The organism is Mesorhizobium sp. M5C.F.Cr.IN.023.01.1.1 (genome assembly GCF_003997585.1).
GTDB lineage: Bacteria > Pseudomonadota > Alphaproteobacteria > Rhizobiales > Rhizobiaceae > Mesorhizobium > Mesorhizobium wenxiniae.
On the sequence record NZ_RZSU01000023.1, the window covers coordinates 30,340 to 56,878 of the forward strand.

Annotated in this window: 23 protein-coding genes and 1 pseudogene; 16 read left to right on the top strand and 8 right to left on the bottom strand. The window is 62.8% G+C overall.

The features are described 5' to 3' along the window. The first annotated feature begins 109 nt into the window (after positions 1 to 109). The 5 genes from EOA78_RS12130 to EOA78_RS12155 all read left to right on the top strand — a co-directional run bounded on the left by EOA78_RS12130 (position 110) and on the right by EOA78_RS12155 (position 5,076). Positions 110 to 901, top strand: coding sequence for an ABC transporter ATP-binding protein (locus EOA78_RS12130; RefSeq protein ID WP_095518685.1), 792 nt, complete (start codon positions 110 to 112; stop codon positions 899 to 901). 469 nt (positions 902 to 1,370) lie between these two features. Next, positions 1,371 to 2,249: an ABC transporter permease gene (locus EOA78_RS12140; RefSeq protein WP_127315316.1), complete on the top strand. Its 879-nt coding sequence runs from the start codon at positions 1,371 to 1,373 to the stop codon at positions 2,247 to 2,249. Next, entirely contained in the window at positions 2,246 to 3,382 is a 1,137-nt protein-coding gene (locus EOA78_RS12145; RefSeq protein ID WP_127315317.1) for an ABC transporter permease, read from the top strand. Before EOA78_RS12140 ends, EOA78_RS12145 begins: the two co-directional genes overlap by 4 nt. An 81-nt stretch (positions 3,383 to 3,463) precedes the next feature. Next, positions 3,464 to 4,435: an ABC transporter substrate-binding protein gene (locus EOA78_RS12150; protein WP_127315318.1), complete on the top strand. Its 972-nt coding sequence runs from the start codon at positions 3,464 to 3,466 to the stop codon at positions 4,433 to 4,435. Positions 4,436 to 4,626: 191 nt separating this feature from the next. Further along, positions 4,627 to 5,076 carry a CHRD domain-containing protein gene (locus EOA78_RS12155; RefSeq protein ID WP_127315319.1) on the top strand — a complete coding sequence of 150 codons (450 nt, stop codon included), beginning with the start codon at positions 4,627 to 4,629 and terminating at the stop codon, positions 5,074 to 5,076. Positions 5,077 to 5,116: 40 nt separating this feature from the next. Here EOA78_RS12155 and EOA78_RS12160 read toward each other — a convergent pair whose 3' ends face one another. From EOA78_RS12160 to EOA78_RS12170, 3 genes are all read right to left on the bottom strand, one after another. Next, positions 5,117 to 6,766: a thiamine pyrophosphate-binding protein gene (locus EOA78_RS12160; RefSeq protein ID WP_127315320.1), complete on the bottom strand. Its 1,650-nt coding sequence runs from the start codon at positions 6,764 to 6,766 to the stop codon at positions 5,117 to 5,119. After that, positions 6,763 to 7,938 carry a CaiB/BaiF CoA-transferase family protein gene (locus EOA78_RS12165; protein ID WP_127315321.1) on the bottom strand — a complete coding sequence of 392 codons (1,176 nt, stop codon included), beginning with the start codon at positions 7,936 to 7,938 and terminating at the stop codon, positions 6,763 to 6,765. The genes EOA78_RS12160 and EOA78_RS12165 overlap by 4 nt, the downstream gene beginning before the upstream one ends. A 97-nt stretch (positions 7,939 to 8,035) precedes the next feature. Beyond that, positions 8,036 to 8,971, bottom strand: coding sequence for an alpha/beta hydrolase (locus EOA78_RS12170; protein WP_127315322.1), 936 nt, complete (start codon positions 8,969 to 8,971; stop codon positions 8,036 to 8,038). Positions 8,972 to 9,173: 202 nt separating this feature from the next. On the opposite strand from EOA78_RS12170, the gene EOA78_RS12175 reads away from it, so the two are divergent. Continuing rightward, positions 9,174 to 10,199 (top strand): ribonuclease, encoded by a 1,026-nt coding sequence (locus EOA78_RS12175; protein ID WP_127315323.1) that lies wholly within the window; start codon positions 9,174 to 9,176, stop codon positions 10,197 to 10,199. Between the two features lie 10 nt (positions 10,200 to 10,209). Here the strand turns inward: EOA78_RS12175 and EOA78_RS12180 are convergent. Then, a pseudogene (locus EOA78_RS12180) lies at positions 10,210 to 11,504 on the bottom strand (GGDEF domain-containing protein). A 262-nt stretch (positions 11,505 to 11,766) separates the two neighbouring features. On the opposite strand from EOA78_RS12180, the gene ettA reads away from it, so the two are divergent. From ettA to EOA78_RS12200, 4 genes are all read left to right on the top strand, one after another. After that, positions 11,767 to 13,416 carry an energy-dependent translational throttle protein EttA gene (gene ettA / locus EOA78_RS12185; protein ID WP_127315324.1) on the top strand — a complete coding sequence of 550 codons (1,650 nt, stop codon included), beginning with the start codon at positions 11,767 to 11,769 and terminating at the stop codon, positions 13,414 to 13,416. Positions 13,417 to 13,463: 47 nt separating this feature from the next. Continuing rightward, complete coding sequence (tam, locus tag EOA78_RS12190) at positions 13,464 to 14,234, top strand: trans-aconitate 2-methyltransferase (RefSeq protein WP_127315325.1); 771 nt, start codon at positions 13,464 to 13,466, stop codon at positions 14,232 to 14,234. Between the two features lie 201 nt (positions 14,235 to 14,435). Continuing rightward, positions 14,436 to 15,557, top strand: coding sequence for a beta-ketoacyl-ACP synthase III (locus EOA78_RS12195; protein WP_127315326.1), 1,122 nt, complete (start codon positions 14,436 to 14,438; stop codon positions 15,555 to 15,557). 139 nt (positions 15,558 to 15,696) lie between these two features. After that, a complete protein-coding gene (locus EOA78_RS12200; RefSeq protein ID WP_127315327.1) occupies positions 15,697 to 16,314 on the top strand; it encodes an MOSC domain-containing protein in 618 nt (205 codons plus the stop codon). Positions 16,315 to 16,325: 11 nt separating this feature from the next. Here EOA78_RS12200 and EOA78_RS12205 read toward each other — a convergent pair whose 3' ends face one another. The 3 genes from EOA78_RS12205 to tsaA form a co-directional block, all read right to left on the bottom strand. Further along, positions 16,326 to 17,285, bottom strand: a complete 960-nt coding sequence (locus tag EOA78_RS12205; protein ID WP_127315328.1) for a D-amino acid aminotransferase — start codon at positions 17,283 to 17,285, stop codon at positions 16,326 to 16,328. Between the two features lie 102 nt (positions 17,286 to 17,387). Further along, a complete protein-coding gene (locus tag EOA78_RS12210) occupies positions 17,388 to 17,699 on the bottom strand; it encodes a DUF2293 domain-containing protein (RefSeq protein WP_127315329.1) in 312 nt (103 codons plus the stop codon). Further along, positions 17,696 to 18,235, bottom strand: coding sequence for a tRNA (N6-threonylcarbamoyladenosine(37)-N6)-methyltransferase TrmO (gene tsaA, locus EOA78_RS12215; RefSeq protein WP_127315330.1), 540 nt, complete (start codon positions 18,233 to 18,235; stop codon positions 17,696 to 17,698). Before tsaA ends, EOA78_RS12210 begins: the two co-directional genes overlap by 4 nt. A 140-nt stretch (positions 18,236 to 18,375) precedes the next feature. Here tsaA and EOA78_RS12220 point away from each other — a divergent pair, with 140 nt between their 5' ends. Together EOA78_RS12220 and metF are read left to right on the top strand one after the other, a co-directional pair. Then, positions 18,376 to 19,398, top strand: coding sequence for a metalloregulator ArsR/SmtB family transcription factor (locus tag EOA78_RS12220; protein WP_127315331.1), 1,023 nt, complete (start codon positions 18,376 to 18,378; stop codon positions 19,396 to 19,398). Next, positions 19,398 to 20,315 carry a methylenetetrahydrofolate reductase [NAD(P)H] gene (gene metF / locus EOA78_RS12225; protein WP_127315332.1) on the top strand — a complete coding sequence of 306 codons (918 nt, stop codon included), beginning with the start codon at positions 19,398 to 19,400 and terminating at the stop codon, positions 20,313 to 20,315. Before EOA78_RS12220 ends, metF begins: the two co-directional genes overlap by 1 nt. 481 nt (positions 20,316 to 20,796) lie before the next feature. On the opposite strand, the gene EOA78_RS12230 is transcribed toward metF, so the two are convergent. Then, a complete protein-coding gene (locus tag EOA78_RS12230; protein WP_127315333.1) occupies positions 20,797 to 21,717 on the bottom strand; it encodes a DMT family transporter in 921 nt (306 codons plus the stop codon). A 287-nt stretch (positions 21,718 to 22,004) separates the two neighbouring features. On the opposite strand from EOA78_RS12230, the gene EOA78_RS12235 reads away from it, so the two are divergent. From EOA78_RS12235 to EOA78_RS12250, 4 genes are read left to right on the top strand one after another with little or no spacing between them, the layout of a single operon-like run. After that, positions 22,005 to 24,824 (top strand): MASE1 domain-containing protein, encoded by a 2,820-nt coding sequence (locus EOA78_RS12235; protein WP_127315334.1) that lies wholly within the window; start codon positions 22,005 to 22,007, stop codon positions 24,822 to 24,824. Beyond that, positions 24,821 to 25,468, top strand: a complete 648-nt coding sequence (locus EOA78_RS12240; protein ID WP_127315335.1) for a response regulator — start codon at positions 24,821 to 24,823, stop codon at positions 25,466 to 25,468. The genes EOA78_RS12235 and EOA78_RS12240 overlap by 4 nt, the downstream gene beginning before the upstream one ends. Then, on the top strand, positions 25,465 to 25,854 hold the full coding sequence (locus tag EOA78_RS12245; protein WP_127315336.1) for a response regulator: 390 nt from the start codon (positions 25,465 to 25,467) through the stop codon (positions 25,852 to 25,854). The genes EOA78_RS12240 and EOA78_RS12245 overlap by 4 nt, the downstream gene beginning before the upstream one ends. Beyond that, positions 25,844 to 26,536: a response regulator transcription factor gene (locus EOA78_RS12250; protein WP_127315337.1), complete on the top strand. Its 693-nt coding sequence runs from the start codon at positions 25,844 to 25,846 to the stop codon at positions 26,534 to 26,536. The genes EOA78_RS12245 and EOA78_RS12250 overlap by 11 nt, the downstream gene beginning before the upstream one ends. Positions 26,537 to 26,539 lie beyond the last annotated feature (3 nt).

A 26,539-nucleotide genomic window follows, 5' to 3' on the forward strand; every position in this document is an offset into this window, starting at 1 on the left:
GTGGGAACTCTCAGTCGGATAGGACGGGGCGAGTGGAAAGCAACATCGCGGCAAAATCAACCGGATTCCGCCCGGCGCAGCAGCGGCGCGAAAAGGCAGGCTGCGGCCTATGACGGGAACATCGCCAGCCGTCGTTTCGGCAAGCAAGCTCGGCCTGACCTTCCAGACCAATGACGGCCCGGTGCAGGCGCTGTCGAATGTCGACCTGACCATCGGCAAAGGTGAATTCGTCTCCTTCATCGGGCCGTCCGGCTGCGGCAAGACGACCCTGCTGCGGGTCATCGCCGATCTGGAAAAACCGACCTCGGGAAGCATCTCCGTCAACGGTATGACGCCCGAGCAGGCGCGCCAGAGCCGCGCCTATGGCTATGTCTTCCAGGCGGCGGCGCTTTATCCGTGGCGGACGATCGAGCGCAACGTGGCGCTGCCGCTGGAAATCATGGGCCTGTCGAAGACAGAGCAGGCGGCGCGGATCAAGCGCACGCTCGACCTCGTCAACCTGGGCGGCTTCGAGCAGAAATACCCGTGGCAGCTTTCCGGCGGCATGCAGCAGCGCGCCTCGATCGCGCGGGCGCTGGCCTTCGACGCCGATCTGCTGTTGATGGACGAGCCGTTCGGCGCGCTGGACGAGATCGTGCGCGACCATCTCAACCAACAGCTTCTGGAGCTTTGGGAGCGGACCAACAAGACCATCTGCTTCGTCACCCATTCCATTCCCGAGGCGGTCTACCTCTCGACGCGGATCATCGTCATGTCGCCGCGTCCGGGCCGCGTCAGCGACGTCATCGAATCGACGCTGCCAAAGCAGCGGCCGCTCGACATCCGCGAGACGCCGGAGTTCCTGGCGATCGCGGCACGCGTCCGCGACGGGCTCAGGGCAGGACACAGCTATGATGATTGAGGTGGTTCCTCGTCTCCCCAATGGGGGTGGTGGGCCCACCCATGCTTTCGTCATCCTAGGGCGGAGCCGCCGCGAAGCGGCGGGCGTAGAGGGAGCGGCCAACCACGCCTTCGTCATCCTAGGGCGAAGCAAGGAGCGAAGCGACGCGGCGCAGACCCTAGGATCCATGCCGTTAACTTCGCGCTCCGCAGCGGTGCGGAACATCGCTCCCTGTCTTGAGGGAACGTCGGCTGCCGTGGCTTGGCCGGTGGATATTCTGGACCGCTTGGGCCATTCCGCCGAAGTCACGGAATGGATCCTAGGGTCTACGCCCGCCGCTTCGCGGCGGCTTCGCCCTAGGATGACGAAGGCGTGGTTGGCCGCGCTCTCGATTTGCGCCGCTTTGCGGCGGCTCCGCCCTAGGATGACGAAAGCGCGGTCACTCTCTCGCGTCACGCAGAGCGTGTGCCAATCTGGCGAGGGCTGCTAGATGGATAGCTTTCGCGACAAGATCGTTCCGGTGACCTCGATCCTCGCTGGCGTGGTGGTTGTCTGGTATGTTTTCTCCGTCATCCTCAACGCGCCGTTCCAGCGCGATCTCGACCGACGTGCCGGCGAGACGCCGGGGGTTGTGGAATTCATCGGCAAGACGATGTCGCAGCCGAAGCCGACGCTGCCGGCGCCGCATCAGGTGGCTGTGAATTTCTTCGAGAACACGTTTCTGCGCAGCGTCACCAGCAACCGCAGCCTTGTCTACAATGCCTGGGTGACGTTGTCCTCGACGCTGCTCGGCTTTGCCTTCGGCACGGCGCTCGGCATCGTGATTGCCGTCGGTATCGTGCATGTGGCGACGCTCGACCGCAGCCTGATGCCATGGATCATCGCCTCGCAGACCATTCCGATCCTGGCGGTGGCGCCGATGATCATCGTCGTGCTGGCGGCGATCGGCGTCACCGGGCTGATCCCGAAGGCGCTGATCTCGACCTATCTGTCGTTCTTCCCGGTGGCTGTCGGCATGGTCAAGGGTTTGCGTTCACCCGAGCTCACCCATCTCGACCTGATGCACACCTACAATGCCAGCCCCTCGCAGACCTTTTGGAAATTGCGCGTGCCGGCGTCGGTGCCGTTCCTGTTCACCTCGATGAAGGTGGCGGTCGCCGCCAGCCTGGTCGGCGCCATCGTCGGCGAACTGCCGACCGGCGCCGTCGCCGGCATCGGCGCCAAGCTGCTTGCCGGCGCCTATTACAGCCAGACCATCGACATCTGGTCGGCGCTGGTTGCCGGCTCGGTCGTGGCAGCCCTGCTGGTTATGGTGGTCGGCATGGCCGGGCGCATGGTCGACCGCGCCATGGGCGGGAGGCCGGCATGAGCGATCTCCTCAGCCTTTCGTCAATCACGCCTCGTTCCTGGCAGGGGTATGCCGCGCTTGTCCTTCTTGCCGGAGCGCTCCTTCTTTGGCCGCTTGTCAATGCCACGCCCGGCTATGGTGTCGCCACCGTGGCTTTGATTTTCTTTTTGCTGCTTCTGGCAATCGCGGCCGATAATTTCCCACCGGTGATTGGGGTGGTGTTGCTCTTCTTTGGCGCGCACGGCGCGGCGTGGATGCTGCTCGCCGGCATAACCGGCAATGAGGGGACCGCTCGCGCATCCTTCTATTTACTGCTTGCCGCGGCATGGCTCCTGGCCTGGCGCTGCGTGACAGCCCTGTCCGCGCTTCACCCGACCTCGCGCTTTGCGGCGACCGCTTTGAGGCTGATCATCCCGGCGATCTTCGGCGCCTGGATCCTGATCATCTGGGAGGCGGTGACGCGCGGCGCGGGCATCCCCTTCATTCTGCTGCCGCCGCCAAGCGCCATCGGCGTGCGCATCACCAATTCGCTGCCGGTGCTGGCCGCCGACGTGCGGCAGACCATCTTCAAGGCGGTGATCTTCGGCTATGTGGTTGGCAGCGGCGCCGGCTTCTTCGCCGCCATCGCGGCCGACCGCGTGCCGTTCCTGCGGCGCGGGCTTTTGCCGATCGGCAACATGGTGTCGGCGCTGCCGATCATCGGCGTGGCGCCGATCATGGTCATGTGGTTCGGCTTCGACTGGCAGTCGAAGGCCGCCGTCGTCATCATCATGACCTTCTTCCCGATGCTGGTGAATACGGTCGCCGGCCTTGCCGCCTCCGGCCACATGGAGCGCGATCTGATGCGCACCTATGCGTCGAGTTACTGGCAGACGCTGTTCAAGTTGCGGTTGCCGGCGGCAGCACCCTTCATCTTCAACGCGCTGAAGATCAATTCGACGCTGGCGCTGATCGGCGCCATCGTCGCGGAGTTCTTCGGCACGCCGGTGGTCGGCATGGGATTCCGGATTTCGACCGAGGTCGGGCGGATGAACATCGATATGGTCTGGGCCGAAATCGCAGTTGCAGCACTTGCGGGTTCGGTCTTTTATGGCGTGGTCGCTCTTTTCGAGAGAGCCGTTACGTTTTGGCATCCCTCCGTCCGTGGTGGATAGGGCGGTGGCGGGCTTGGAATCAGGAGCGCATTGAAGGTCCTGATCCTAAAGGGTGAACACTTAACTTCAGAGGGTAAAAACATGAAAAGACTTGTTATTTCGATGCTGGCCGGCGCGATGTCGCTTGCCGCGTTCCATGCCATGGCCGCGGACAAGGTGACGCTGCAGCTGAAATGGGTCACGCAGGCCCAGTTCGCCGGCTACTACGTCGCCAAGGACAAGGGTTTCTATGAGGCTGAGGGTCTCGACGTCGAGATCAAGCCGGGCGGCCCCGATATAGCGCCGGAGCAGGTGATCGCCGGCGGCGGCGCCGACGTCATCGTCGACTGGATGGGCGGCGCGCTGGCCGCCCGCGAAAAGGGTGTGCCGCTGGTCAATATCGCCCAGCCGTTCAAGAAGGCCGGCATGCAGCTGGTCTGCCCGAAGGACGGCCCGGTCAAGACCGAGGCCGACTTCAAGGGCCATACGCTCGGCGTCTGGTTCTTCGGCAACGAATATCCGTTCTACGCCTGGATGAACAAGCTCGGCCTGAAGACGGATGGCGGCCCGGACGGCGTCACTGTGCTGAAGCAGAGTTTCGACGTGCAGCCGCTGATCCAGAAGCAGGCGGATTGTATCTCGGTCATGACCTACAACGAATACTGGCAGCTCATCGACGCCGGCTACAAGCCGGAAGAGCTGATCGTGTTCAACTACTCCGCCATGGGCAACGACCTGCTTGAGGACGGGCTCTATGCCCTGGAGGACAAGCTCAAGGATCCGGCCTTCGAGGACAAGATGGTGCGTTTCGTGCGCGCCTCGATGAAGGGCTGGAAATACGCCGTCGACAATTCCGACGAGGCGGCCGGCATCGTCATGGACAATGGCGGCCAGGACGAGAACCACCAAAAGCGCATGATGGGCGAAGTCGCCAAGCTGATCGACAATGCCGACGGCAAGCTCGACCCGGCGACCTACGCGCGCACCGCCAAGGCGCTGCTCGACCAGAAGATCATCACCAAGGAGCCGACTGGCGCCTACACGACCGCCATCACCGACAAGGCGATTAAGTAGGGCCATCAATAGGGCGGTCGGGTAGAGGCGATCAACCGGGCCTATGCAGCCTGCAATTCGAAAAAGGGGCGGGCGACCGCCCCTTTTTGCTGGGTTGTAAAATAGCCGTTACCGGTGGAAACATCCGCTCGCCACAACCGTTGTTCCAGTGCATCCCGCTTCAGCGGATGTCACCGCCAACGGAGATTCCCATGCGAATGCAATCCTTCTCGCCGATGCTTTCGGCGCTGGCCGTTTCGGCTTCCGTCCTATGCGCTTCACCGGCCTTGGCCGACATGATGAAGATGAAGGCGACGCTCGATGGCGCTCAGCAGAATCCGCCCATCACCACGGAGGGCAAGGGTACCGCCGCTCTCGTCTTCGACACCGCCACGAAACAGCTCACCTGGAACGTGACGTATTCAGGTCTCAGCGGCCCGGCTACGGCCGGACATATTCACGGTCCGGCGGCAAAGGGTGATAATGCCGACGTCGCCGTCCCTTTCAAGGGCGCTCCGAAAAGCCCGTTCAAGGGGGCGGCGATTCTGACCGACGCGCAGGCTGCCGACCTGATGGCCGGCAAATACTACATCAACATCCATACGGCGGCCCACAAGGACGGCGAGATCCGCGGACAGATCGAGAAGGCGGCGACGATGTAGCCAAGTCTTGCGCCGACGGTGGGTAGCCCTTCCTATCGGATCACGACCTGTCTCTTATCTGGGTCATCGTGCGGGTTGGCGTGATGGCCTCGGGGTCGAGCCTGATCTCGACAATCGACGGCTTGCCGCTGGCACGCGCGCGTTCGAAGGCCGGCGCGAAGTCGGCCGTCTTCTCGACCGTTTCGCCATGGCCGCCATAGGCGCGGGCCAAAGCCGCAAAGTCGGGATTTCGCAGATCGGTGGCGACGACACGGCCCGGATACTCGCGCTCCTGATGCATGCGGATGGTGCCGTAGATGCCGTTGTTGACGACGACGACGATGATCGGCAGATCGTATTGCACGGCGGTGGCGAACTCCTGCCCGTTCATCAGGAAGCAGCCGTCGCCGGCAAAGGCTATCACATCGCGCTCGGGGAACAATTCCTTGGCTGCGACCGCTGCCGGCGTGCCGTAGCCCATCGAGCCGGAGGTGGGGGCGGCCTGCGTGGCAAAGCGCCGGGAACGGTGGAAACGGTGCACCCAGGTCGCGTAGTTGCCGGCGCCGTTGGTGAGGATCGCGTCGTCGGGCAGCATTTTTTCGAGATAGTTCATGATCGGTCCCATCTGGACGGCGCCGGGACCACTTTCGGGCGGTGTCGACCAGTCGAGATAGGCGGCGTGCAGCTTCGGTGTTTCATCCCCCCAGACCGGCGTGGCGGCTGGCTTGCGCCCGGCGAAGGCTTCGACGAACGCGGAAGGCGAGGCGTTGATCGCCAGCGTCGGCCGATAGACACGGCCGAGCTCGCCGGCATCGGCGTGGACATGGACCAGCGTCTGGTCGGGGTAGGGGCTCTTGAGCAGCGTGTAGTCGGAGGATGGCATCTCGCCCATTCGGCCGCCGATCAGCAGCACGAGGTCGGCCTGCTTGATCGCGGTGGCGAGCTTCGGGTTGATGCCGATGCCGACATCGCCGGCATAGTTCGGATGGAGATGATCGAACAGCATCTGGCGGCGGAAGGAGCAGCCGACCGGCAGCGACCAGGCCTCGGCGATCGTGCGCATCCGCGCGACGGCCTCCGCATCCCAGCGCGTGCCGCCTAGGATAATGAAGGGGCGCTTCGCCTTGTTGAGGAGCTTTTCGAGAGCATCGAGCTCGGCCTCGCCCGGCCGCGTTTCGACCGGCGTGTGGGGCAGGGCTTCTGGCGCCTCGGCAAGGCTGGTCAGCATGTCTTCCGGCAGCGAGATGACGACCGGTCCGGGGCGGCCGGACGTCGCCACCGCGAAGGCCCGCGTGACCAATTCAGGGATGCGCGAGGCATCTTCGATCTCGACCACCCATTTGGCGATATCGCCAAAGAACCTGACATAGTCGACCTCTTGAAACGCCTCGCGCCCCTTGGCATGGCTGGCGACCTGGCCGATGAACAGGATGACGGGAACCGAATCCTGCATGGCGATGTGGATGCCGGCCGAGGCGTTGGTGGCGCCGGGTCCTCGGGTGACGAAGCAGATGCCGGGCTTGCCGGTCAGGCGGCCATGGCAATCGGCCATCATCGCAGCACCGCCCTCCTGGCGGCAGACGATGGTGCGGATCGTTGAATCGTGCAGCGCGTCGAGCACCGCAAGATAGGATTCCCCGGGCACGCAGTAGATGCGGTCGGTGCCGTTGGCTTCGAGCGCATCGACGATCAGTTGTCCGCCGGTCTTCATTTTCCTGACCTCTCCAGTTCGGCAAGGATTTCTTCGGTGTGTTCGCCGAGACGCGGCGAGGGCCGCTCATAGACCAGCGGCGTGCCCGACATGACCATCGGCGCGCGCACCGAGGGCAAGAGATTGCCGTGGCCGTCGTCGAGGTCGAGCCGCATGCCGCGCGCGATGGCCTGCGGGTCGGCGAACATCTGCCCGATCGTGTTGATCGGGCTGGCAGGCACACTTGCCGCCTCCAGTTTAGCCAGCAGCGGATCGCGATCGAAGGTTTTCAGCGCCTCGATTATATGCTCGCGCAGCTTCGCTCGGTTGGCGACCCGGGCGGGATTGGTGGCGAAATCGGGGTTCGATGGCAGATCGTCCAAGCCGATGGCCGCGCAGAATTTGGCGAACTGGCCGTCATTGCCGATCGCCAGGATGATATGGCCGTCCTTCACCGGGACCACTTCGTAAGGCGCAATGTTCATATGCGCGTTGCCCATCTGCACCGGCGATTTTCCGGAGATCAGATAGTTGAGGTTCTGGTTGCCGAGCGCCGAGATCTGGGTGTCGTAGAGCGCCATGTCGATGTGCTGGCCTTCGCCGGTCTTCTCGGCGTGGCGAAGCGCGGCCTGGATGGCGATCACCGAATACAGGCCGGTGAAAATGTCGGAGACGGCGACACCGGCCTTTTGCGGCTCGCGGCCGGCCTCGCCGGTGATCGACATCATGCCGGCCATGCCCTGGATGATGAAGTCATAGCCGGCGCGCGGCGCATAGGGCCCGTCCTGGCCGAAGCCGGTGATCGAGCAATAGATCAGCCGCGGGTTTATTTCCCTGAGGCTCTCATAGTCGAGGTCGTATTTCTTCAGCCCGCCGACCTTGAAGTTTTCGATCAGAACGTCTGATGTGGCGACCAGCCGGCGCACTGTCTCGGCGCCCTCGGGCGTCGAGAAATCGACGACGATGGAGCGCTTGCCGCGATTGCAGGAATGATAGTAGGCGGCCGAGAGGTTTTCGCCGTCATGGCTCATGACAAAGGGCGGACCCCATTTGCGGGTGTCGTCGCCGCCATCCGGGCTCTCGACCTTGATGACGTCGGCGCCGAGATCGGCGAGCAGCTGCCCCGCCCACGGTCCGGCCAGGATGCGGGCGAGTTCGATTACGCGGACACCTTTCAGCGGAGGCTCAGTCATGGATCACCGTGATTGATCGGAAACGCAGCCTGTATCAATCCCGCGTGATGCTGTCACGGTTCTTGCAATGGGCCAAACCCGATCTTGTCGATGTCGATCATGGTTGTTTCAGCACGCTGTCGGCCCATGCGGCGAAATCGTCCATGATTTTATCTCGATTCACCTCGTTCAGACTTTCGTGGCGGGTCTCGGCGTAAACCTTTGAAACGAGATTCGAAAAACCCATCCTGTGCAGGCGGCCGGCGAGATGGCTGACCGCCTTGCCGCCGTCGGTGGCGGGGTCCTTTTCGCCGCCGACCAGGCAGATCGGCAGGGTCTTGCGGACACCGGAAAAATTAGTGTCGTCGGCGCCGTCGAAGACGAACCCGAACAGGTCGCGCCACATCGACACGGAGGCATCCCAGCCGCATAGCGGATCGGCGATATACTTGTCGACTTCGGCTGCGTCGCGCGACAGCCAGTCGAATGGCGTGCGGTGATCGGGGACGGCTTTGCCCCAGGCCTGGAAGGTCAGTCTCGGCAGCATGCGCGACGGCATGTCGGAGCCGAGCCGGAATTTTTCCCAGGCCAGGATGATTCGCGCGGCACGGCTGGCGAGCCCGGCGGAAAAATTAGCGTTCCAGATGGCGGCGGCGTGCAGGCGGCTCGAATGATGAAGCATGAAATTCAGCGCGACGAGGCCGCCCATGGAATGGCCGAAGACGATGACGGGCAGGCCGGGGTGGTCGCCGGCGATCAGGTCGTGCACAGCCGCGACATCGGCGATGACCTTGGCGCCGCCGTCTGTTTGAGCGAACCTGCCGAGCGGAGCGTCTGGCGCCTTGGTTGCGCCATGGCCGCGATGATCATGGGCGTAGACATGGAAGCCGCGCTCACCCAGAAAGGTAGCGAAGCGGACATAGCGCGCGGCGTGTTCGGCCAGTCCGTGATTAATCTGGACGACCGCCCGCGGGCGGCCCTCGGCGCGTTTCACATAAAGGTTGAGCTCGGCGCCGGTCGGCGATCGGAGCGCGCGTCGCTGGCTAAATGACATTGTCGCTTGGTCTCCAACGCGTCTTTGACGCCCGCGGACGTTTGTGTGCGCCGAGGCCGGTTTTGCGTCAATCCGTTGGCTTTGTTTTCCGCAGTGCTGTTCTTGCGTCGCAACGCGGGTAATCGCAATTCTGACATGGAGAACTTGATACCAAGAGAGGGCGGCAGTCTGTTGCCGCAGCATTTTTCACCGGGGTACTTTTATGCATACGCGGACAGGTCTGGTTTTCGAATTTGCGCTTGTCGCCGCGTTGCTAACGGGTGCTGCTCGGGCCGAGGTGAAGATGAGCGGCTCGTTCCTGGCCGACGCCACCTGTCCAGCGACACAGGCCATCAAGAACGGCAAGAATCCCGGCAAAATCTCGACCGATGCTGGACAGAGCTACGAGCTGCTGGCTGGCAACAAGGATGCTCCCACGCACTATCTGATCCGAGTGCCGGGCGCCGACCCCGAGCGCCGCTGGGTGAAGGTCGATTGCGGCCACGTTTTGGGCGGCAGTGCAACCACGGAACCGGCAGCTCCCGCGCCCGCCGGCCAGGAGAAGCCTGCTGCGCCGGCTTCTGGAAAACCCGAATATGTCCTCGCGCTGAGCTGGCAGCCGGCGTTCTGTGAAACCAAGCCCGGCAAGACCGAATGCAAGGCGCAGACCGCGGCCGGTTTCGAAGCGAGGCATTTCACCTTGCATGGGCTGTGGCCGCAGCCGAACGGAAATTTCTATTGCCAGGTGGCAGCGGCCGACAGGGCGAACGACAATCCGGCGCACTGGCGGGACCTGCCGCCGGTCGAGCTCGACCCGAACACCCGGTCGGAGCTCGATCGGGTGATGCCAGGCACCGCATCCGCTCTCGACAGGCATGAGTGGATCAAGCATGGCACCTGTTACGGCAAGGGCCAGCAGGAGTATTTTTCCGATGCGCTGAATTTGACGCGTGCGGTGAATGCTTCACCGGTGCGTGATCTTTTCACACAAAACGTTGGCCGGGATCTGACCTCCGACCAGATCCGTGCCACCTTCGACAGTGCTTTCGGCACTGGAGCCGGCGAGCGGGTTCGCGTCTCCTGTCTGAACGACCATTTGAGCGGCAGGCGGCTGATCGGCGAACTGACGCTCGGCCTGGCCGGCCCGATCGGCCCGAACCCTTCGCTCAGTGAGCTGTTGCTGGCATCAATGCCGACGAACAATGCCGGCTGTCCGAAAGGCACCGTCGATCCGATCGAGTTCCAGTGACACGGAATGCCTATGCGCCGATGCCGCGCGCTGGCCTGGTCCGTGGGAGGCTATCGGCCTCGTGGCCGCCCGGTTCGCCGACAACGCGGTCGCGGCCGGTCGATTTGGCTTTGTAGAGGCGCTGGTCGGCCAGCGCAAAGACATCGGCAAGGCAGCGGGTCGTGTCGCTGACGGTGGAGATGCCGGCGCTGACGGTGATGTCGAACCGGCTGGTGCTTGCCGATGTCTTGACCGCCTGCCTGATGCTTTCGCCGAGCAGCCTGGCGACCGAATGCGAACGTGAGCAGAGGATGGCGAATTCCTCGCCGCCGATCCTGAACACCTGATCCTCGGGATCGACAATTTCGCCAAGCAGGGCGGCGACGGATTTCAGCACCTTGTCGCCCTCGGCGTGGCCGAAGCGGTCGTTGATCGATTTGAAATGGTCAACATCGATGATCAAGAGGCTGAGCGGCTTGGCCGTTCGCAGACTGGCGCCTACACAGCGGCTTCACCGTCGCTGTCGAAGCGTCCCCGGTGCAGCAGGCCGGTGAGGCCGTCGCGGCCGACATGCTCGACCAGCGCCTCGTAGCGCTCGCGATAGGTCAGCGTGTCGAAAATATCGGACAGGCCGCGCGGCGCCGGAATCTGCCGCGCCTCGAACCATTTGATATAAGCGACAAGCATGGTGCTGTAGGCAAGTGCTGCCGCCATCTTGGCGAACCAGCCGCCAAAGAAAACCGCGATCGGCGCGCCGGTGACGAAGTGCAGCGCGGTGAAAAATCCAGCCTGGTCGAAAGTGAGCACGCAAGCGACGGAGATCAGGATGCGGAAGAACAGCGCTTTGCGAAGATAACGCCCAAACTTTTCGTAAAGCAGGATGATCAGGATAGCGTCGACGAAGAGCAGCGTCGTGCCCCACACCATCAGCCAGCCCATCTGGTCGATGAAACCGATGTCGGGAAGTTTGCCCTTGGGAAGCGGTGCGATCTCATGCAGGCGCAGGACCAGCACAAGCCCGATCATCAGGGCATTGCCAAGCAACAGGCCATAGATCGGCTGCCGGACGGTTGCCGCGTCTTCCTTGATGTAGAGCAACAGCAGCATCACCAGCTTGCCGGAAAACAGCACGGCGGACCCGGGCGAAACCATGCCGAACGGCAGCGCGACGTAAAAGACGCTGGCGAGGTAGGTTTCCAGGAAATGCATGGCCCCGAGGGCGCAGACAAAAACGCCGAGGCCGATACGGTGCCTGAACCGGAAAAGCGTGACCATGACGCCGAAGTAGAGAGCCGCTTCGACAAGGAGCAGAAAACTGTTCAGCAACGCCGTCGATCCGATCTTTCTCTGCAGAAATCGCGGCTTGCTGGCGATTCCCCATCCATCACCTTTCTGACGCGGAATGATTAACCGGAGCTTTCGTCGGGCTATGCAGCGAACCGAAAGCGAAGACAGGTCGATGAGCGTGTCCGGCCCGAAGATAGGTCCGAAATGCCAAAACAGTTTGCCGTTCGGCGCGGCATCGCCTACATAGCGCCCAACTTCCATTCAATCCGACATTACAGTCGACTTTTCAGGGAAAGCGCGCGTGGCACGCCAGTTCATCTATCACATGGCCGGCCTCAACAAGGCCTATGGCACCAAGAAGGTGCTCGAGAATATTCACCTCTCCTTCTACCCCGACGCCAAGATCGGCATCCTCGGCCCGAACGGCGCGGGCAAGTCGACCATCCTCAAGATCATGGCCGGCATCGACAAGGAGTGGAGCGGCGAGGCGTGGCTGGCCGAAGGCGCGACTGTCGGTTACCTGGCGCAGGAGCCGGCGCTCGATGCGAGCAAGACCGTGTTCGAGAACGTCATGGAAGGCGTCGCCGCCAAGACCGCGATCATCGAGCGCTACAATGAATTGATGATGAACTATTCCGACGAGACGGCCGACGAGTCGGCCAAGCTCCAGGACGAGATGGACCGGCTGAACCTGTGGGATCTCGAACAGCAGGTCGAGATGGCGATGGAAGCGCTGGGCTGCCCGCCCAAGGAAGCCGACGTCACCAAGCTGTCGGGCGGCGAGCGCCGGCGCGTCGCGCTTTGCCAGCTCCTGCTGCGCCAGCCCGACCTTCTGCTGCTCGACGAGCCGACCAACCATCTCGACGCCGAGACGACAGCCTGGCTGGAAAAGCATCTGCGCGCCTATCCGGGCGCGGTGATGATCATCACCCACGATCGCTACTTCCTCGACAATGTCACCGGCTGGATCCTCGAGCTCGACCGCGGCCGCGGCATTCCCTATGAGGGCAACTACACCAAATATCTCGAAGCCAAGGCCAAGCGGCTCAAGCAGGAGGGCCGCGAAGACGACGCGCGCCAGCGGGCGATCGGCCGCGAGCGCGAGTGGATCCAGTCCAGCCCGAAAGCCCGGCAGACCAAGTCGAAAGCGCGCATCCAGGCCTTCCAGGATCTGCTGGATGCGGCCGACAAGCGGCGTCCGACCGACTCGCAGATTGTCATTCCGCATGGCGAGCGGCTTGGCAATGTGGTGATCGAGGTCGACGATCTGTCGAAGGGCTTTGGCGACAAGCTGCTGATCGATGATCTCGAATTCAAGCTGCCGCCGGGCGGCATCGTCGGCGTCATCGGCCCGAACGGCGCCGGCAAGACGACTTTGTTCCGCATGATCACCGGTCAAGAAAAGCCGGATGCCGGCACGATCCGCGTCGGCGAGACAGTCAAGCTCGGTTACGTCGACCAGAGCCGCGACGCGCTCGACCCGACCAAAACGGTGTGGGAAGAGATCTCGGGCGGCGCCGAAGTGGTCAAGCTTGGCAAATACGAAGCCAATACGCGCGCTTATTGCTCCTCGTTCAACTTCCGCGGCCAGGACCAGCAGCAGAAGGTCGGCAACCTTTCCGGCGGCCAGCGCAACCGCGTGCATCTGGCCAAGATGCTGAAGACCGGCGGCAATGTGCTGCTGCTCGACGAACCGACCAACGATCTCGATACGGAAACGCTGGCGGCGCTCGAAGACGCGCTGGAAAACTTCGCCGGCTGCGCCGTCATCATCTCGCACGACCGCATGTTCCTCGACCGGCTGGCGACGCACATCCTGGCCTTCGAGGGCGATAGCCATGTCGAATGGTTCGAGGGCAATTTCGAGGATTACGAGCAGGACAAGATCCGCCGGCTCGGCCCTGATGCGATCAATCCGCACCGCATGACGTATAAGCGGCTGACGCGGTAGGGTTCTTATTTTAGGGCGGCGAATCTCAAATGATCTGAGGAGCTGAAATGGCCGACTGGTCCGCCGCCCAATATCTCAAATTCGAGGACGAGCGCACGCGGCCGTCGCGCGATCTCGTCGCGCAGGTGCCGGTGGAGGCACCGCGCCGGGTGGTCGACATCGGCTGCGGGCCGGGCAATTCGACGGAATTGCTGGTCGAGCGCTGGCCGAGCGCGCAGGTCAGCGGTTTCGACACCTCGCCTGACATGATCGAGAAGGCGAGGGCACGTTTGCCTGATGTGACCTTCGAGCTGGCGGATGCGACGGCGTGGCAGCCCGAACAGCCGGTCGACGTGATCTTTGCCAATGCGGTGTTCCAATGGCTGCCGGAACATCCGGCTGTTTTCCAGCGGCTGATGGGATTTTTGGCGCCGGGCGGCGCGCTTGCCGTGCAGATGCCCGACAATATGGGCGAGCCCTCGCACCGGCTGATGCGGGAGACGGCGGCCGAAATGCCGTTTGCCGAAAAGCTCGCGGGTGCTGCGCGCGGGCCGCTGCCGCCGGTGTCGTTCTACTACGATCTTTTGTCGCCGTCCTCCGACCGGCTCGACATCTGGCACATTGCCTACAATCATCCGCTGGCCGGCGCCGAAGCCATTGTCGAGTGGCTGAAGTCGACCGGGCTGAAGCCGTTCCTCGATCCGCTCGACGAGACCGAGCGCCGGTTTTTCCTCACGCGCTACACCGCTGGGATAACCGAAGCCTATCCGAAGACGGCGAACGGCAAGGTGCTGCTGCGTTTCCCGCGCCTGTTCATCGTCGCGCGGCGCTCCGCTTAGCCACACCGAGAGGCAATGCCGGGCTGCGCTTGACCCGGTTTTGCCGCCAAGCGCATTTCAGCGGTGCAAGATCGGCGTCTTTTGCCTCAGGCACTTGATTTAAGCCGGCGTAAACACCCACCAGGTACGAAAAACAGTTGCGCCCAGCCTTCGCGGCGCCCACATCAAGCCGCAACGCTGCGCATGGGGACGAACTGAAAAATGCATCGCGTCATCATCAGCGGCATCGGCGTTGAAATCCCCGAGCCTTCGATCACCAATGAAGAACTGGTCGACAGCTTCAATGCCTGGGTCGAGATGGAGAATGTCCGCCGCCAAGCTTCGGGCGAGACGCTGCTGCAGAAGTCGGACAGTGCCTTCATCGTCCATGCTTCGGGCGTTAAGACCCGCCATGTGATCGAGCGGGAAGGCATTCTCGACCCGACCCGCATGGCGCCGCGCATTCCGGCGCGGCCGGACGATGCGCTGTCGCTGGAGGCTGAGTTCGGCATCGCGTCGGCCAGGATAGCGCTCGACCATGCCGGCCTGGAGCCTGGGGATATCGACCTGGTGATCTGCTCGGCCTCGCATCACCAGCGGCCCTATCCGGCGATCGCCGTCGAGATGCAGCAGGCGATGGGCACGAAGGGCGCCGGCTTCGACATGGGCCTTGGCTGCTCGTCGGCGGCGGCGGCATTGCACATTGCGGTCAATCTGGTGCGGGCCGGCGCCCACAGGCGCGTGCTGGTGACGACGCCCGAGATCATCACCGGCCATCTCAATTTCCGCGACCGGCAGACGCATTTCATCTTCGGCGATGCTTCGGTCTCGATGATCGTCGAGGGGCTTGCCCAGGGCGACAAGCGGCCGGGGCGCTTCGAGGTGCTCGACACGCGCACCTGGACGCAGATGTCAAACAACATCCGCACCAATCTCGGCTATTACACACGCACCGCCCAGGACGATCCTTATATGATCAAACTGGAAGGCAATCTGATCAAGCAGGTCGGCAACAAGGTGTTCAAAGAAGTCACCGTCGCCGGGCACAAGTTCATCGTCGAATTCCTGGCCGAGCACGGGCTGACGCCGCAAGCGATTCGGCGCTTCTGGCTGCATCAGGCCAATGCCCGGATGAACGCCATGATCCTGAAGCTGTCGTTCGGCCACGAGGTCGGCCATGACCGTGCGCCGATGGTGCTGGAGCGCCTCGGCAATACCGCAGGCGCCGGCGCGATCGTCGCCCTGTCGGAGAACCACGCCGACATGAAGGCCGGCGACTATGGCCTGCTCTGCGCCTTCGGCGCGGGCTATTCGATTGGCGGGGCGCTATTGCGCATGCTCTGATTTGTCTTGACGCGAACGGCACCAGCATTAGCGGGCGCCGGTTGTAATAGCATCAGTCTGCTTGATGCATCAGTGCTTTAGACTGGACCTGATGAGCTCACTGCGGCTAATTGCACGCGTCACGCACGGAGCGAAGCCTATGCTGCATCTCTTCCCCGAGACCGAAAACCCGGTCGACATCATCCCGGCGCGGAAGCTTGCCGCGCAGGTGGCCGCGCTTTACGTCGCGCCATCAGATCATTTCGAGACACGCGCGGTGGATGAATTGCGGCTCGGCTTCAACGGCATCGATGGCGATTTCCACGCCGGCGCGACGCGGCGCTCCGGCGGGCGCGAGCCCTGGTATCCACGCGGCACCGAGATGCGTAACGAGCGGCAGCTGTCGATCGTGGCGGCGGACGAGCTGGCGATCGTCGCCCAGCGGATGGGCATCCCCGAGATCAAGCCGGAGTGGATCGGCGCCAATCTGTTGATCGAAGGCCTGCCGCATCTCTCCATGCTGCCGTCCGGCACGCTGCTGTTCTTCAAAGGCGGCGTCACCATCAAGGTCGACGCGCAGAACGGGCCTTGCCGCATCGCCGGGCGATCGGTCGCCGAAAATGCCGGAATGGCCGACCGCGAGGGCGGCGCTTTGCTGTTCCCGAAGGCGGCAAAGCGGTTGCGCGGCCTCGTCGCCTGGGTCGAAAGACCAGGCCGCATCACGACCGGCGAGGAGATTTCGGTGCGTGTGCCCGAGCAGTGGATTTACCGCGCGTAGCCACCCTCGGGTCAGGGATAGCGCACCGGGCTCGACCAGGTGGGATCCTCGTGCTTTTGCCAATAGATCGCCATGAGGCGCCTGGTAATCGCGCCGACCTTGCCGTCCGCGACCGGAACGCCGTCGATCATCGTCACCGGCATGATGCCGCCGGCAGTCGAGGTGATGAAGACCTCGTCGGACTGACGCAGCGCCGCGACGCTGACATCGGCCGCTGTGACGGCAAGCCCGGCCACCGCGCAGAGATCGAAGACGGTGCGGCGGGTGATGCCAGGCAGCACGCCGACAGCCGGGGTCGACAGTTTACCGTCATCCACGCAAAAGACGTTGAAGCCGGGGCCTTCCGCGACATTGCCGTTGAAATCGAGGACCAGCGCGGTCTCGGCGCCGCGCTCATAGGCGTCGTAGAGGCCTCGCACCAGATCAAGCCAGTGATAGTTCTTGATCGCCGGGTCGATCGAAGCCGGTGGGATGCGCACCTTGTCGCTGATCGCCACATGCAGGCCGCGCTGCAATTGTTCGGCATTGGCGACCGAGCCGAAGCGAACGGCGAAAGCCATGAAGCGGTTGACCGCGTCGCGCGGGTCGCGGCTGAAGGTCGGCGAGGCGCCGCGCGTGCACAGCATCTCGACATAAGCGGCGCGATGGCCCGACAGCGCCACGCAATTGTGGAGGATTTCGGCCACGCCCTCGCGCTCGAATGGGATTGTCATGCGCAGCTTTTCCAGCCCGCCGAAGAAGCGATCGAGATGCAGATCTAGGCGGAAGAAGCGGCCGTCCCAGACATGCACCGTGTCGTAGGTGGCGTCGGAATGCAGGAAGCCCCAATCCAGCACCGAGATCTTGGCTTGCGACATCGGCAGGTATTGCCCGTCCAGGAAGGCAACACCTTCCGGATAGGAGTGCGGGTCTATGTGATGGGCGGAGAGCGAGGGCAGTGGTTTAGTGTGCCGATCGGCCGGCTTGCTCATCACGTCCTCGGTCGGATCGTTTTTCGCCGATCAGATGGCGGGATAGAGCGGCAGAGTACAAGACACAGGCTGGGCTTGCCGCTGGGCCATCGAGAGAAGTTGTTAGTCCTCATCGTCATCCTCGAGCAGACGCGTGGCGCGCCAGCGGGTCAGCACGATGTTGGTCTGTTCCACGACGAAGAAACGCGCCGAGTCGCGGTCGTAGCCTTCGGCCAGCAGTTTTTCGTAGTCGGTGTGCACGTGACGGATATGGGCGATGGTTGCCAGCCACACGGCGATCGTTGGCGGCAGGCTCTTCATATGCACCGCGCCGGCGTCGGCGCGGATCTTTTCCATGTCAGCATAGGGCGCCAACGGCAAAAGTGCCGTCAGCGCCTTGGCGATGGCGCGGCGACGGCCGGTTGGCGCGCTCATTGCCCGTTCTGTCCCGGGGGCCCGTCCTGTCCGGGCTCGTCCCGCCCGGCAATGGTGGCGTCCGCAAAGGCATCGGTCGAAGCGAAATAAGGCTTGATGTCGATGACCGGCGTGCCGTCGAGCACGTCGATCGCATCGATATCGATACGGCCCGTGTCGATGTCAAGGGCGACGAGCTTGGCGATATGCAGCCCGACAGGGTTCGGCCGGGCAGGGGAGCGCAGCGAAAAAACCCCTTTCGGTTCAGCCGCGTGGCGGGGTTTCTGAACAATCAGAGTCCGCGGTGCGTGGTGCAGCCAGGACAGGATGATGACGTGGCTAGCGCGTTCCAGCCCGAGCAGGCCGTTACGATAGCGCTGGTCGATCGTGAGAACCGCCGGCTGTCCTGTTTCCCGGGCGGCTTTCATGTTCTTGGGGCAAGTTTCCCGCGTGGTCCAGAGCGAGGCGATGCGGCCGATGAAGACGACATGGCCGTCCGGCGGCATAACAGCCGGATCGCTTTCCAGAAGCTTTTCGCCGTTGCGCGTTTCGAACATGGTTGTCCCCGATCATGCTCCGGCTTTGCGCGATCCACCACGCATGCGTCATTTTCTTGTCCGGAAGCGACATAGCGCTTGCAAGGCTATCAAAATCGACATAAACATATGTTTATATCTTTTTCAAAGAGAATGCTCGCATGCATGTCGCACTCGACACCATGGTAGATACATTGAAGGCGGCGGCCGAATCCAGCCGGTTGCGCATCCTGGCGTTGCTGTCGCGCGGCGACCTGACCGTTTCCGATCTCACCGAAATCCTCGGCCAGTCGCAGCCGCGCGTCTCGCGCCACCTGAAGCTGCTGCTGGAGGCGGGACTGATCGGCCGTTACCAGGAGGGCTCATGGGCCTTCTTCCGGCTGTCGGATTCGGATGCGGCGCGGGATTTCGTGCTCAGGCTGATCTCCGGCATCCGGGCTGCCGATCCGCAGGTCGAGCGTGACCTCGAGCGGTTGGCGGCGGTCAAGCGCAAGCGGCAGGATCGCGCCGCCGAATATTTCTCGGTAAATGCCGCGAGCTGGGACCATATCCGCTCGCTGCATGTGCCGGACCGCGCGGTGGAGGCGGCGCTGCTCAAGCTCGTCGGCAAGCGGCCGTTCCAGTCGATGCTCGATCTCGGCACCGGCACCGGGCGGCTGCTTGAGATCTTTTCGCCGCTCTACCGGCGCGGCATCGGCATCGACATGTCGCGCGAGATGCTGACGGTGGCGCGCGCCAATCTCGACAAAGCCGGCATTTCGAATGCGCAGGTGCGCCAGGGCGACATTTTTGCGCCGCCGGTCGAGCGCGACGCCTTCGATCTCGTCACCATGCACCAGGTGCTGCACTATCTCGACGATCCCGCCCGCGCCATCCGCGAGGCAGCAAGGCTGCTGCGCCCGGCAGGCCGGCTGGTGATCGTCGATTTCGCTCCGCACGCGCTGGAATTCCTGCGCGACGCGCACGCGCATGTGCGGCTCGGCTTTTCCGACCGGCAGATCACCGAGTGGTTTTCCGATGCCGGGCTCGACCTCGAGGACAGCCAGGAATTCGAGCCGCGCGGCGGCAACGAGGCCAGCCTCACCGTAAAACTGTGGCTCGGCCGTGACCAGCGCATGCTGATCGCCGATCCTTCCAACCACGCACAACCGGCCAATGCCTATCCGATAGGGGAAACCGCCTGATGAACCAGTTCCGCTTCTCCCGCCGCCCTGACATTGGCGACAAGATCCGGGTTTCGTTCGAGTTCTTCCCACCGAAGAGCGATGAAATGGAAGCACGGCTGTGGGACACAGTTACCCGGCTGCAGCCGCTCAAGCCGAAATTCGTCTCCGTCACCTATGGCGCCGGCGGTTCGACGCGCGAGCGCACGGCACGCACGGTCAAGCGCATCCTCAACGAAACGGTGCTGACGCCGGCGGCGCACATGACGTGCGTTGATGCGGCGCGTCACGAGGTCGATGAGGTCATTCAGGAATTCGCCGAGATGGGTGTCACCCGCTTCGTCGCCTTGCGGGGCGACCCGGCCGAGGGCGTCGGCGCCGCCTATCGTCCGCATCCGGACGGCTATGCCAATGGCGCCGAACTGGTGGGGGCGCTGAAAGGCGTCGGCGATTTCGACATCTCGGTCTCCGCCTATCCGGAAAAGCATCCGGAGAGCCCGGATTTCGCCACCGACATTGACATGCTGAAGCGCAAGGTCGACAATGGCGCGACGCGGGCGATCACCCAGTTCTTCTTCGACAACGACCTCTACGAGCGCTATGTCGAGCGGGCACGGCGGGCCGGCATCTACATCCCGATCGTGCCGGGCATATTGCCGGTCCACAATTTCACCCAGGTCGCCAATTTCTCGTCGCGCTGCGGCGCGCTGGTGCCGGCATGGCTGGCCGAGCGCTTCGACGGGTTGCAGAAGGACCCGCAGACGCACGCGCTGGTGGCGTCCGCGGTGGCGGCCGAGCAAGTGCTGGACCTTGTCGAGCGCGGCGTCGGCGATTTCCATTTCTACACCATGAACCGGGCCGATCTGGTCTTCGCCGTCTGCCACATGATCGGCATCCGCTCGCATGAGGCTGAAGCTGCGGGGTCTGCTGCGGCGTAAGTCCCGGTCGAGTCTCTGGAAATGCAAAAAGGCCGGGTAAAAACCCGGCCTTTTCAATGACTTGGACTATTCGGTGCGGATCTTCCGTTGCTTTGGCGGGTCTACGGAAGAACGCCCATAATGAGGGCCCCGATGAATGCAAACGCAGCACAAATCATCAATGCGTTGATTGGCCTCGTGAGTCCCATGTCATAGCCTCCTCTTAAAGAGCTATGGCCAGAGTCTAGGGTCATTTGTGCCACAGGCAAGCGGAAAATATGTTGCAATGCGACGACATTGTGGAATTTGCGACCGGCTCTTTGCCGTTAGGCATTGAATCTCTTCGGCAAAATCCCGCTTCGGACCTGTGCATAAAATGTGACGAAGCTGGGGCAGCGATGGATTATGGCAGCGCTACCGCCGGCGAAAATCGGAATCGATTTTCGGGTCGATGCGAAGATTCAACGAGTTAGAGCGTCGTTTGCGCGTCCAATACGAAGCTCTAACGCTGGCGGCCGAACAGGCGGCCGTCGATGGTGACGAGGCCGAGCGCGATCAGTGCCATACCGCCGAGCTCGAACAATTCGAGCCGTTCGCCCAGGAACAGAAAGCCGAGCAGGATGGCACTGGCCGGCACGATCAGCGTGACCAGCGAGGCGTTGGTGGCACCGGCCGAGGCGACGAGGTTGAAATAGAGGATGTAGGCGAAGGCGGTGGACAGCAGGGCCAGCGCCAACACCGCTGCCCAGACCGGCGGCGAGGCCGAAAACAGGTTGGCAGTGCCGTGGCTAAGCAGCATGATCGGAATCATGATGATGGTCGAGGCGGTCAATTGTCCCGTGGCGATGACCGGTGACGGCACGCCCTTGAAGCGGCGGGCAATCATCAGGGCGACCGCATAGGACAGCGACGCACCGACCAGCGCGAATTTCGCCCAGACCGGTCCGCCCAGCCCGGCAAGCAGGCCGGGACCGATCATCACCGCCGTGCCGACGATGCCGAGCGCGATCCCGGCAAGCTTGTTCCAGGAGAGTTTTTCATCTGATGTCAGCGCGTTGGCGAGGATCAACGTCCAGAACGGCGTCGTCGAGTTGAGCACCGAGGCGACACCGGCGCCAAGTTCAGTCTGGCCGGCGAAGATCAGCGAGAAGGGAATGACGTTGTTGACGAGCGCCAGCAGGAAGAACAGACCGGCATGCGGCAAGGCGAGGCGGAACGACGGACCGCGCAGGCCGAGATAGAGATGCAGCGCCAGCGCCGCGATCGTGACGCGAAACAGCACCAGCACCAGCGGCGGAATCTCGGCAACCGCAATGCGGGCAAAGAAGAACGAGCCACCCCAGATCGCACCGAGCAACAGAAGCTGTGCCCAGTCTTTCAGGGCCATGGGGCCGCGCATTGCCGTCGTCGTTGTGACCGCCATGTATGGTCCTCCCAGATGGCCCTGAATGCCAAGTCAATCAGGCGTCTGTTCAGGCCATATTCCTTTTGATGGCAAGGGCCACCCGAAACCAGATCAGTGGGCTAGGCCAGGTACGCTTCGGCCACGCCTCATGGATTTCCATGAGGTGCAGCCGGAGGGGTGCCGAAGTAGAGTGGGCCATGAGTTCGCCAGCCGAGATCATGAGTTCACCGGCCCAGATATCGCGGAGACGTGCTACACGCAGCGTCGACAATCCCCAGCCCTTCTTTGCCCGGCAGGAGAAACCGATGATGCCCGTCTGGTCGCGCCCGCAAGTTCTTCATCTGGGACTATTTTTTGTGGCATATGTCTTGGGCTGCGGTTTCGCCCAGGCGCTCGCAATCGTCCCCGGAATAACGGTTTCCATTTGGCCTCCGGGCGGCGTTTTCATCGCGACGCTCATCCTCACCTCTCCTTACAGTTGGCCGTGGTGGATACTGGCGGGTTGCCTGGCGGAGATGTTCGCGCAGTTCGTGTGGTTCCACAGTCCGCTGCCTGCGGGCTTTCTGATCTTTGTCGGCAACGCCCTTGGCGCAGCTGTCGGCGCAACGCTTGTGATCCGGGCATGCGGGCGTCCGGTTCGGCTTGAAACTTTGCAGGAAGTCCTCGCATTCGTCGTACTAGGCGCGGGAGTTGCGCCGCTCGTCAGCGCGACGGTCGGAAGCGCGACGCTTGCGTGGTTTGGTGTGGAATCGCAAACCTTCACGGCGGTATGGCCGCTGTTTTGGATTGGGGACGCCACCGGCATCCTGCTCGTAGCGCCACCGGCACTGGTCGTGATCCAGTATTGGCGCAGCAAAACCCAACTCTCTCCCGCGCAGCGGGTGGAAGCCGGCGTCCTGGGTCTGATCTTCCTGGGGGTCGGCCCGCTTTCCTTGAGCGACGTCTATCTGCCCACCCCCTACATCATCATGCCGCCCCTTCTTTGGGCCGCGGCGCGCTTCGAGTTCAGAGGCGCCGCCGTCGCCTTGACGCTGCTCGCCCTGATCACGATGGCACTCACGATATCCGGTGACAGCCAGTTTGTCGGCGATCCCGAGTCCCAGAGACAAAGGCAGGTCATGCTGCAGCTTTTCCTGGCGATCTCGGCATTTTCGGCCCTTATCGTGGCCGCCATATCCCGGCAGCATCAGCTGGCGCTGGCCACATCGCGAGACCGCGAACGGGAGCTCTCGCAGCTCGTCGATATGGTTCCGAGCCACGTCTGGCGTCTAACGCCTGACGGCGAGCCGATTTTCTTCAACAAGCGCATGGTCGATTTTCTCGGCCTGGACGTGGCGGATACGATCAAGCCGGGCATGAGCCGCTTGACGGCAATGATAGAGGCCAGCGTCCATCCGGACGACAGAGCAGCGTTCTCGGACACGCTGCACCACTGTCTCGCCACCGGCGAGGTCTTTGCGATGCGGTACCGCTTACGCCGTCTCGACGGGGTCTACCGCTGGATGTCGAGCCGCGCCGCGCCGATGAGGGATCAGGACGGGCGCATCGTCCAGTGGTACGGCCTCTGTCACGACATTGACGACCAGATGCACGCCGAACAGGCGCTACGGCGCAGCGAGCGGCAGTTGCGGGAGACGATCGACGCCGTGCCGGTCCGCATCTGGAGCGCAAAGCCTACGGGCGGGCCGGTCTACTTCAACAAGCGTTACCAGGACCATTTCCGCTCCGTCATCGCGGATTTCGAAGCTCTCGAGGAGCCGCGTATCGAGCAACTGCTGCAGGAGCTGATCCATCCCGAAGATGTTCCCGAGGTACAGAACACCCTACGGAATTGCTTCGAAACCGGTGGCATGTCCACGATGCGATTTCGTTGGCGCGAAGAGCACGGTGCGTACCGCTGGGCGGAATGCAGGGTAGAGCCTCGGCGTAACGAAGAGGGTGAGGTCGCGGAATGGTACGGCGTTTCCCTCGACATCGACGATGAGGTGCGTGCGCAGGAAGCCTTGCGCGATAGGGAGCGCGAGCTCTCGCAGCTCGTGAACATGGTTCCCGTCCATATCAGGCGTCTGACGCCGAAAGGCGAGCCGACCTTCTTCAACAAGCGTTTGCTCGACTTCTTCGGCTTGTACGACCTGGCCCAACTGGACAAGCCTGACATGAGCCGGCTGGCGGCAGCCATACAGACCCTCGTCCATCCCGACGATGCACCTCTCCTGCTCGACACGGTTCACCGTTCCCTAGCCATCGGGGAGCCCTACTCCATGAGGTACCGTATGCGTCATGCGGATGGCGCGTATCGCTGGGTCGACGGCCGCGGGGAGCCGGTGCGGGACCAAAGCGGTGCGATCGTGCAATGGTACGCAATTTCCATCGACATCGATGGGGAGGTTCGCGCGCAGGAAGAGCTGCGTCTGGCGCAAGCAAGTTTAGCGCGTGCGAGCCAGGCAGCCAGCCTTGCCGAGCTCTCGGCGTCCATCGCGCATGAGGTGAACCAACCACTGGCGGCGATCGTCGCCAACTCCAGTGCATGCCACCGCTGGCTTTCGGCCGAACCCCCAAACCTCGATCGCGCGAAAATCACCGCCGAGCGCATCATCCGGGACGCCAACTCGGCAGCGGAAGTTGTCAGTCGAATCCGCGCCTTGTTCAGGCAATCCGTGGAGCCGAGGAATCGCACGATGCTCGGTAGCATCATAGCCGAGGCGCGCGATCTTATGGCCGAGGAGGCTGCGCGGCGGCGCGTTCGCCTGGATGTCGATGTCGGAAGCAGCTTGCCGCTTCTCGCCCTCGACCGCGTACACATCCAGCAGGTTCTGGTGAACCTCATTCGAAACGGCATGGATGCGATGGACTCCATTGCGGGTGATCGGGTTCTTGGGGTGAGGGTCGGCCGCGTGGGCGATGTGGTCCAAACGGAGATCAGTGATCGCGGCCCGGGGGTCGCGTTTCCCGACAAGATATTTGAGCCGTTCTTCACGACGAAGGGGAACGGAATGGGCATGGGGCTCGCGATCAGCCGTTCGATCGTCGAATCGCATGGCGGACGCCTGTGGGCGGAGAAGAACGAACCGCAGGGAGCGACGTTCGTCTTCACCTTGCCTATTGAAACGAAAGCGGCGCCATGACCACGGATGACCATATCGTCTTCATCGTGGACGACGATGCGCGCCTACGGGAAGCACTGAGCGAGTTGCTCGATTCGCACGGCATTCGCGCCGCAGCGTTCGGATCGGCCGGCGAATACATCAGTGCGGACAAACCGGACGCCCCGGCATGCCTCATCCTCGATGTCGAGCTGCCCGACATAAACGGCCTCGATCTGCAGAGGCAGATTGCGAAGGGAGATCATCCGCCGATCGTTTTCATAACAGGGCACGGCGACATTCCGTCATCTGTCCAGGCGATCAAGCATGGCGCCGTGGACTTTCTCACCAAGCCCTTCAGCGATGCCGATCTTATGTCTGCAATCCATACGGCGATAGCCGAGGATCGGGAAAGGAGATCGGCGCGCGCTGAACTAAGCGTGCTGAGGCGACGCTATCTCGAGCTGACGCCACGCGAACGCGAGGTGCTGCCGCTGGTGGTGAGCGGTCTTCTCAACAAGCAGGCTGCCGCCGAACTGGGGATCAGCGAAGTCACGCTGGAAATCCATAGAAGGAACGTGATGCAGAAAATGGCGGCGGCGTCGCTGGCTGATCTCGTGAGGATCGCGGAGCGGCTGGAGATACCAGTCACACACTCGCGCCGGGCGCGGGGGGGCCGGGCGTGACCAAGGGAAGACCAGTTGTTGCGGTTGTCGACGACGATCCAAGGCTGCTCGAGTCGCTGGAGGATCTACTGGAGTCGGCCGGGTATGCGGCCCGCAGCTTCTCGTCAGCGCGATCATTGCTCATCAGCGGGCTATCCGGCCTTGACGTTCTCATCACCGACATTGGGATGCCCGGCATGGACGGCTTCGAGCTTTTTGATCTGGTGAAGAGGGTGCGTCCGGACCTGCCGACGTTCCTGATCACCGGACGCGACGAGATCACAGATGCGGACAGAGTCCAGGGCGTCAGCGGATGCTTCCGTAAGCCCTTCGATGCGCAGGTCATGTTGGCAGCCATCGGCAATGTCTTACGCAAATCGAAAAATGGAGGCGAGCATGAGGGTTGAGCAGCCGCACTTACGGAGATCGGCTCCGTCGTCGTCGCATCGGAGGAGCGAAGCGGAGCAGCCACTCGTCATCATTGTGGATGACGATGCGTCTGTTCAGGAGGCGCTGTCCGAATTGATACTTTCCGCTGGATTCCAGCCTGTCTGTTTCAGCTCGACGCGCGAATTGCTCAATGCCGACGTACTGGACAGCTCCGGTTGCCTGATCCTCGATGTGCGAATGCCGGGATCGAGCGGCCTCGACCTCCAGCGCCATCTGGCCCAAACCGGCAACCCCAAGCCGATCATCTTCCTGACGGGGCATGGCGACATTCCCATGACCGTGCAGGCGATGAAGGCCGGTGCGGTGGACTTTCTGACGAAGCCAGTGCGTGACCAGACGCTGCTTGACGCTGTAATTGCAGGCGTTGCCATGGACGCCGCGCGCCGGGCCGCGTCCGCGGTCGTCAAACGCAACCTCGAACGCCTCGAGACGCTGACGCCACGCGAGCGCGAGGTTCTGCATCAAGTTGCGCGGGGACGCCTCAACAAGCAGATCGCCTTCGATCTCGGCATCAGTGAGGTGACGGTGAAACTGCACCGCGGCAACGTCATGCGCAAGATGGAGGCCGCATCCATCGGCGAGCTGATCCGCGCATGGGAGACGCTGCCGGCGGCAATGCGCGAGCTGGGTCAGGCGTAGTCC

Excerpts from the sequence above, each read along its gene's own strand:
- EOA78_RS12240 (WP_127315335.1), top strand. The coding sequence starts at position 24,821 with ATGACCACGGATGACCATATCGTCTTCATCGTGGACGACGATGCGCGC.
- EOA78_RS12205 (WP_127315328.1), bottom strand. The coding sequence starts at position 17,285 with ATGAGCAAGCCGGCCGATCGGCACACTAAACCACTGCCCTCGCTCTCC.
- EOA78_RS12165 (WP_127315321.1), bottom strand. The coding sequence starts at position 7,938 with ATGACTGAGCCTCCGCTGAAAGGTGTCCGCGTAATCGAACTCGCCCGC.
- EOA78_RS12160 (WP_127315320.1), bottom strand. The coding sequence starts at position 6,766 with ATGAAGACCGGCGGACAACTGATCGTCGATGCGCTCGAAGCCAACGGC.
- EOA78_RS12155 (WP_127315319.1), top strand. The coding sequence starts at position 4,627 with ATGCGAATGCAATCCTTCTCGCCGATGCTTTCGGCGCTGGCCGTTTCG.
- EOA78_RS12235 (WP_127315334.1), top strand. The coding sequence starts at position 22,005 with ATGATGCCCGTCTGGTCGCGCCCGCAAGTTCTTCATCTGGGACTATTT.
- tsaA (WP_127315330.1), bottom strand. The coding sequence starts at position 18,235 with ATGTTCGAAACGCGCAACGGCGAAAAGCTTCTGGAAAGCGATCCGGCT.
- EOA78_RS12250 (WP_127315337.1), top strand. The coding sequence starts at position 25,844 with ATGAGGGTTGAGCAGCCGCACTTACGGAGATCGGCTCCGTCGTCGTCG.
- EOA78_RS12175 (WP_127315323.1), top strand. The coding sequence starts at position 9,174 with ATGCATACGCGGACAGGTCTGGTTTTCGAATTTGCGCTTGTCGCCGCG.
- EOA78_RS12210 (WP_127315329.1), bottom strand. The coding sequence starts at position 17,699 with ATGAGCGCGCCAACCGGCCGTCGCCGCGCCATCGCCAAGGCGCTGACG.
- EOA78_RS12200 (WP_127315327.1), top strand. The coding sequence starts at position 15,697 with ATGCTGCATCTCTTCCCCGAGACCGAAAACCCGGTCGACATCATCCCG.
- EOA78_RS12130 (WP_095518685.1), top strand. The coding sequence starts at position 110 with ATGACGGGAACATCGCCAGCCGTCGTTTCGGCAAGCAAGCTCGGCCTG.
- EOA78_RS12145 (WP_127315317.1), top strand. The coding sequence starts at position 2,246 with ATGAGCGATCTCCTCAGCCTTTCGTCAATCACGCCTCGTTCCTGGCAG.
- EOA78_RS12195 (WP_127315326.1), top strand. The coding sequence starts at position 14,436 with ATGCATCGCGTCATCATCAGCGGCATCGGCGTTGAAATCCCCGAGCCT.
- EOA78_RS12220 (WP_127315331.1), top strand. The coding sequence starts at position 18,376 with ATGCATGTCGCACTCGACACCATGGTAGATACATTGAAGGCGGCGGCC.
- EOA78_RS12140 (WP_127315316.1), top strand. The coding sequence starts at position 1,371 with ATGGATAGCTTTCGCGACAAGATCGTTCCGGTGACCTCGATCCTCGCT.
- EOA78_RS12170 (WP_127315322.1), bottom strand. The coding sequence starts at position 8,971 with ATGTCATTTAGCCAGCGACGCGCGCTCCGATCGCCGACCGGCGCCGAG.
- EOA78_RS12230 (WP_127315333.1), bottom strand. The coding sequence starts at position 21,717 with ATGGCGGTCACAACGACGACGGCAATGCGCGGCCCCATGGCCCTGAAA.
- tam (WP_127315325.1), top strand. The coding sequence starts at position 13,464 with ATGGCCGACTGGTCCGCCGCCCAATATCTCAAATTCGAGGACGAGCGC.
- metF (WP_127315332.1), top strand. The coding sequence starts at position 19,398 with ATGAACCAGTTCCGCTTCTCCCGCCGCCCTGACATTGGCGACAAGATC.
- EOA78_RS12150 (WP_127315318.1), top strand. The coding sequence starts at position 3,464 with ATGAAAAGACTTGTTATTTCGATGCTGGCCGGCGCGATGTCGCTTGCC.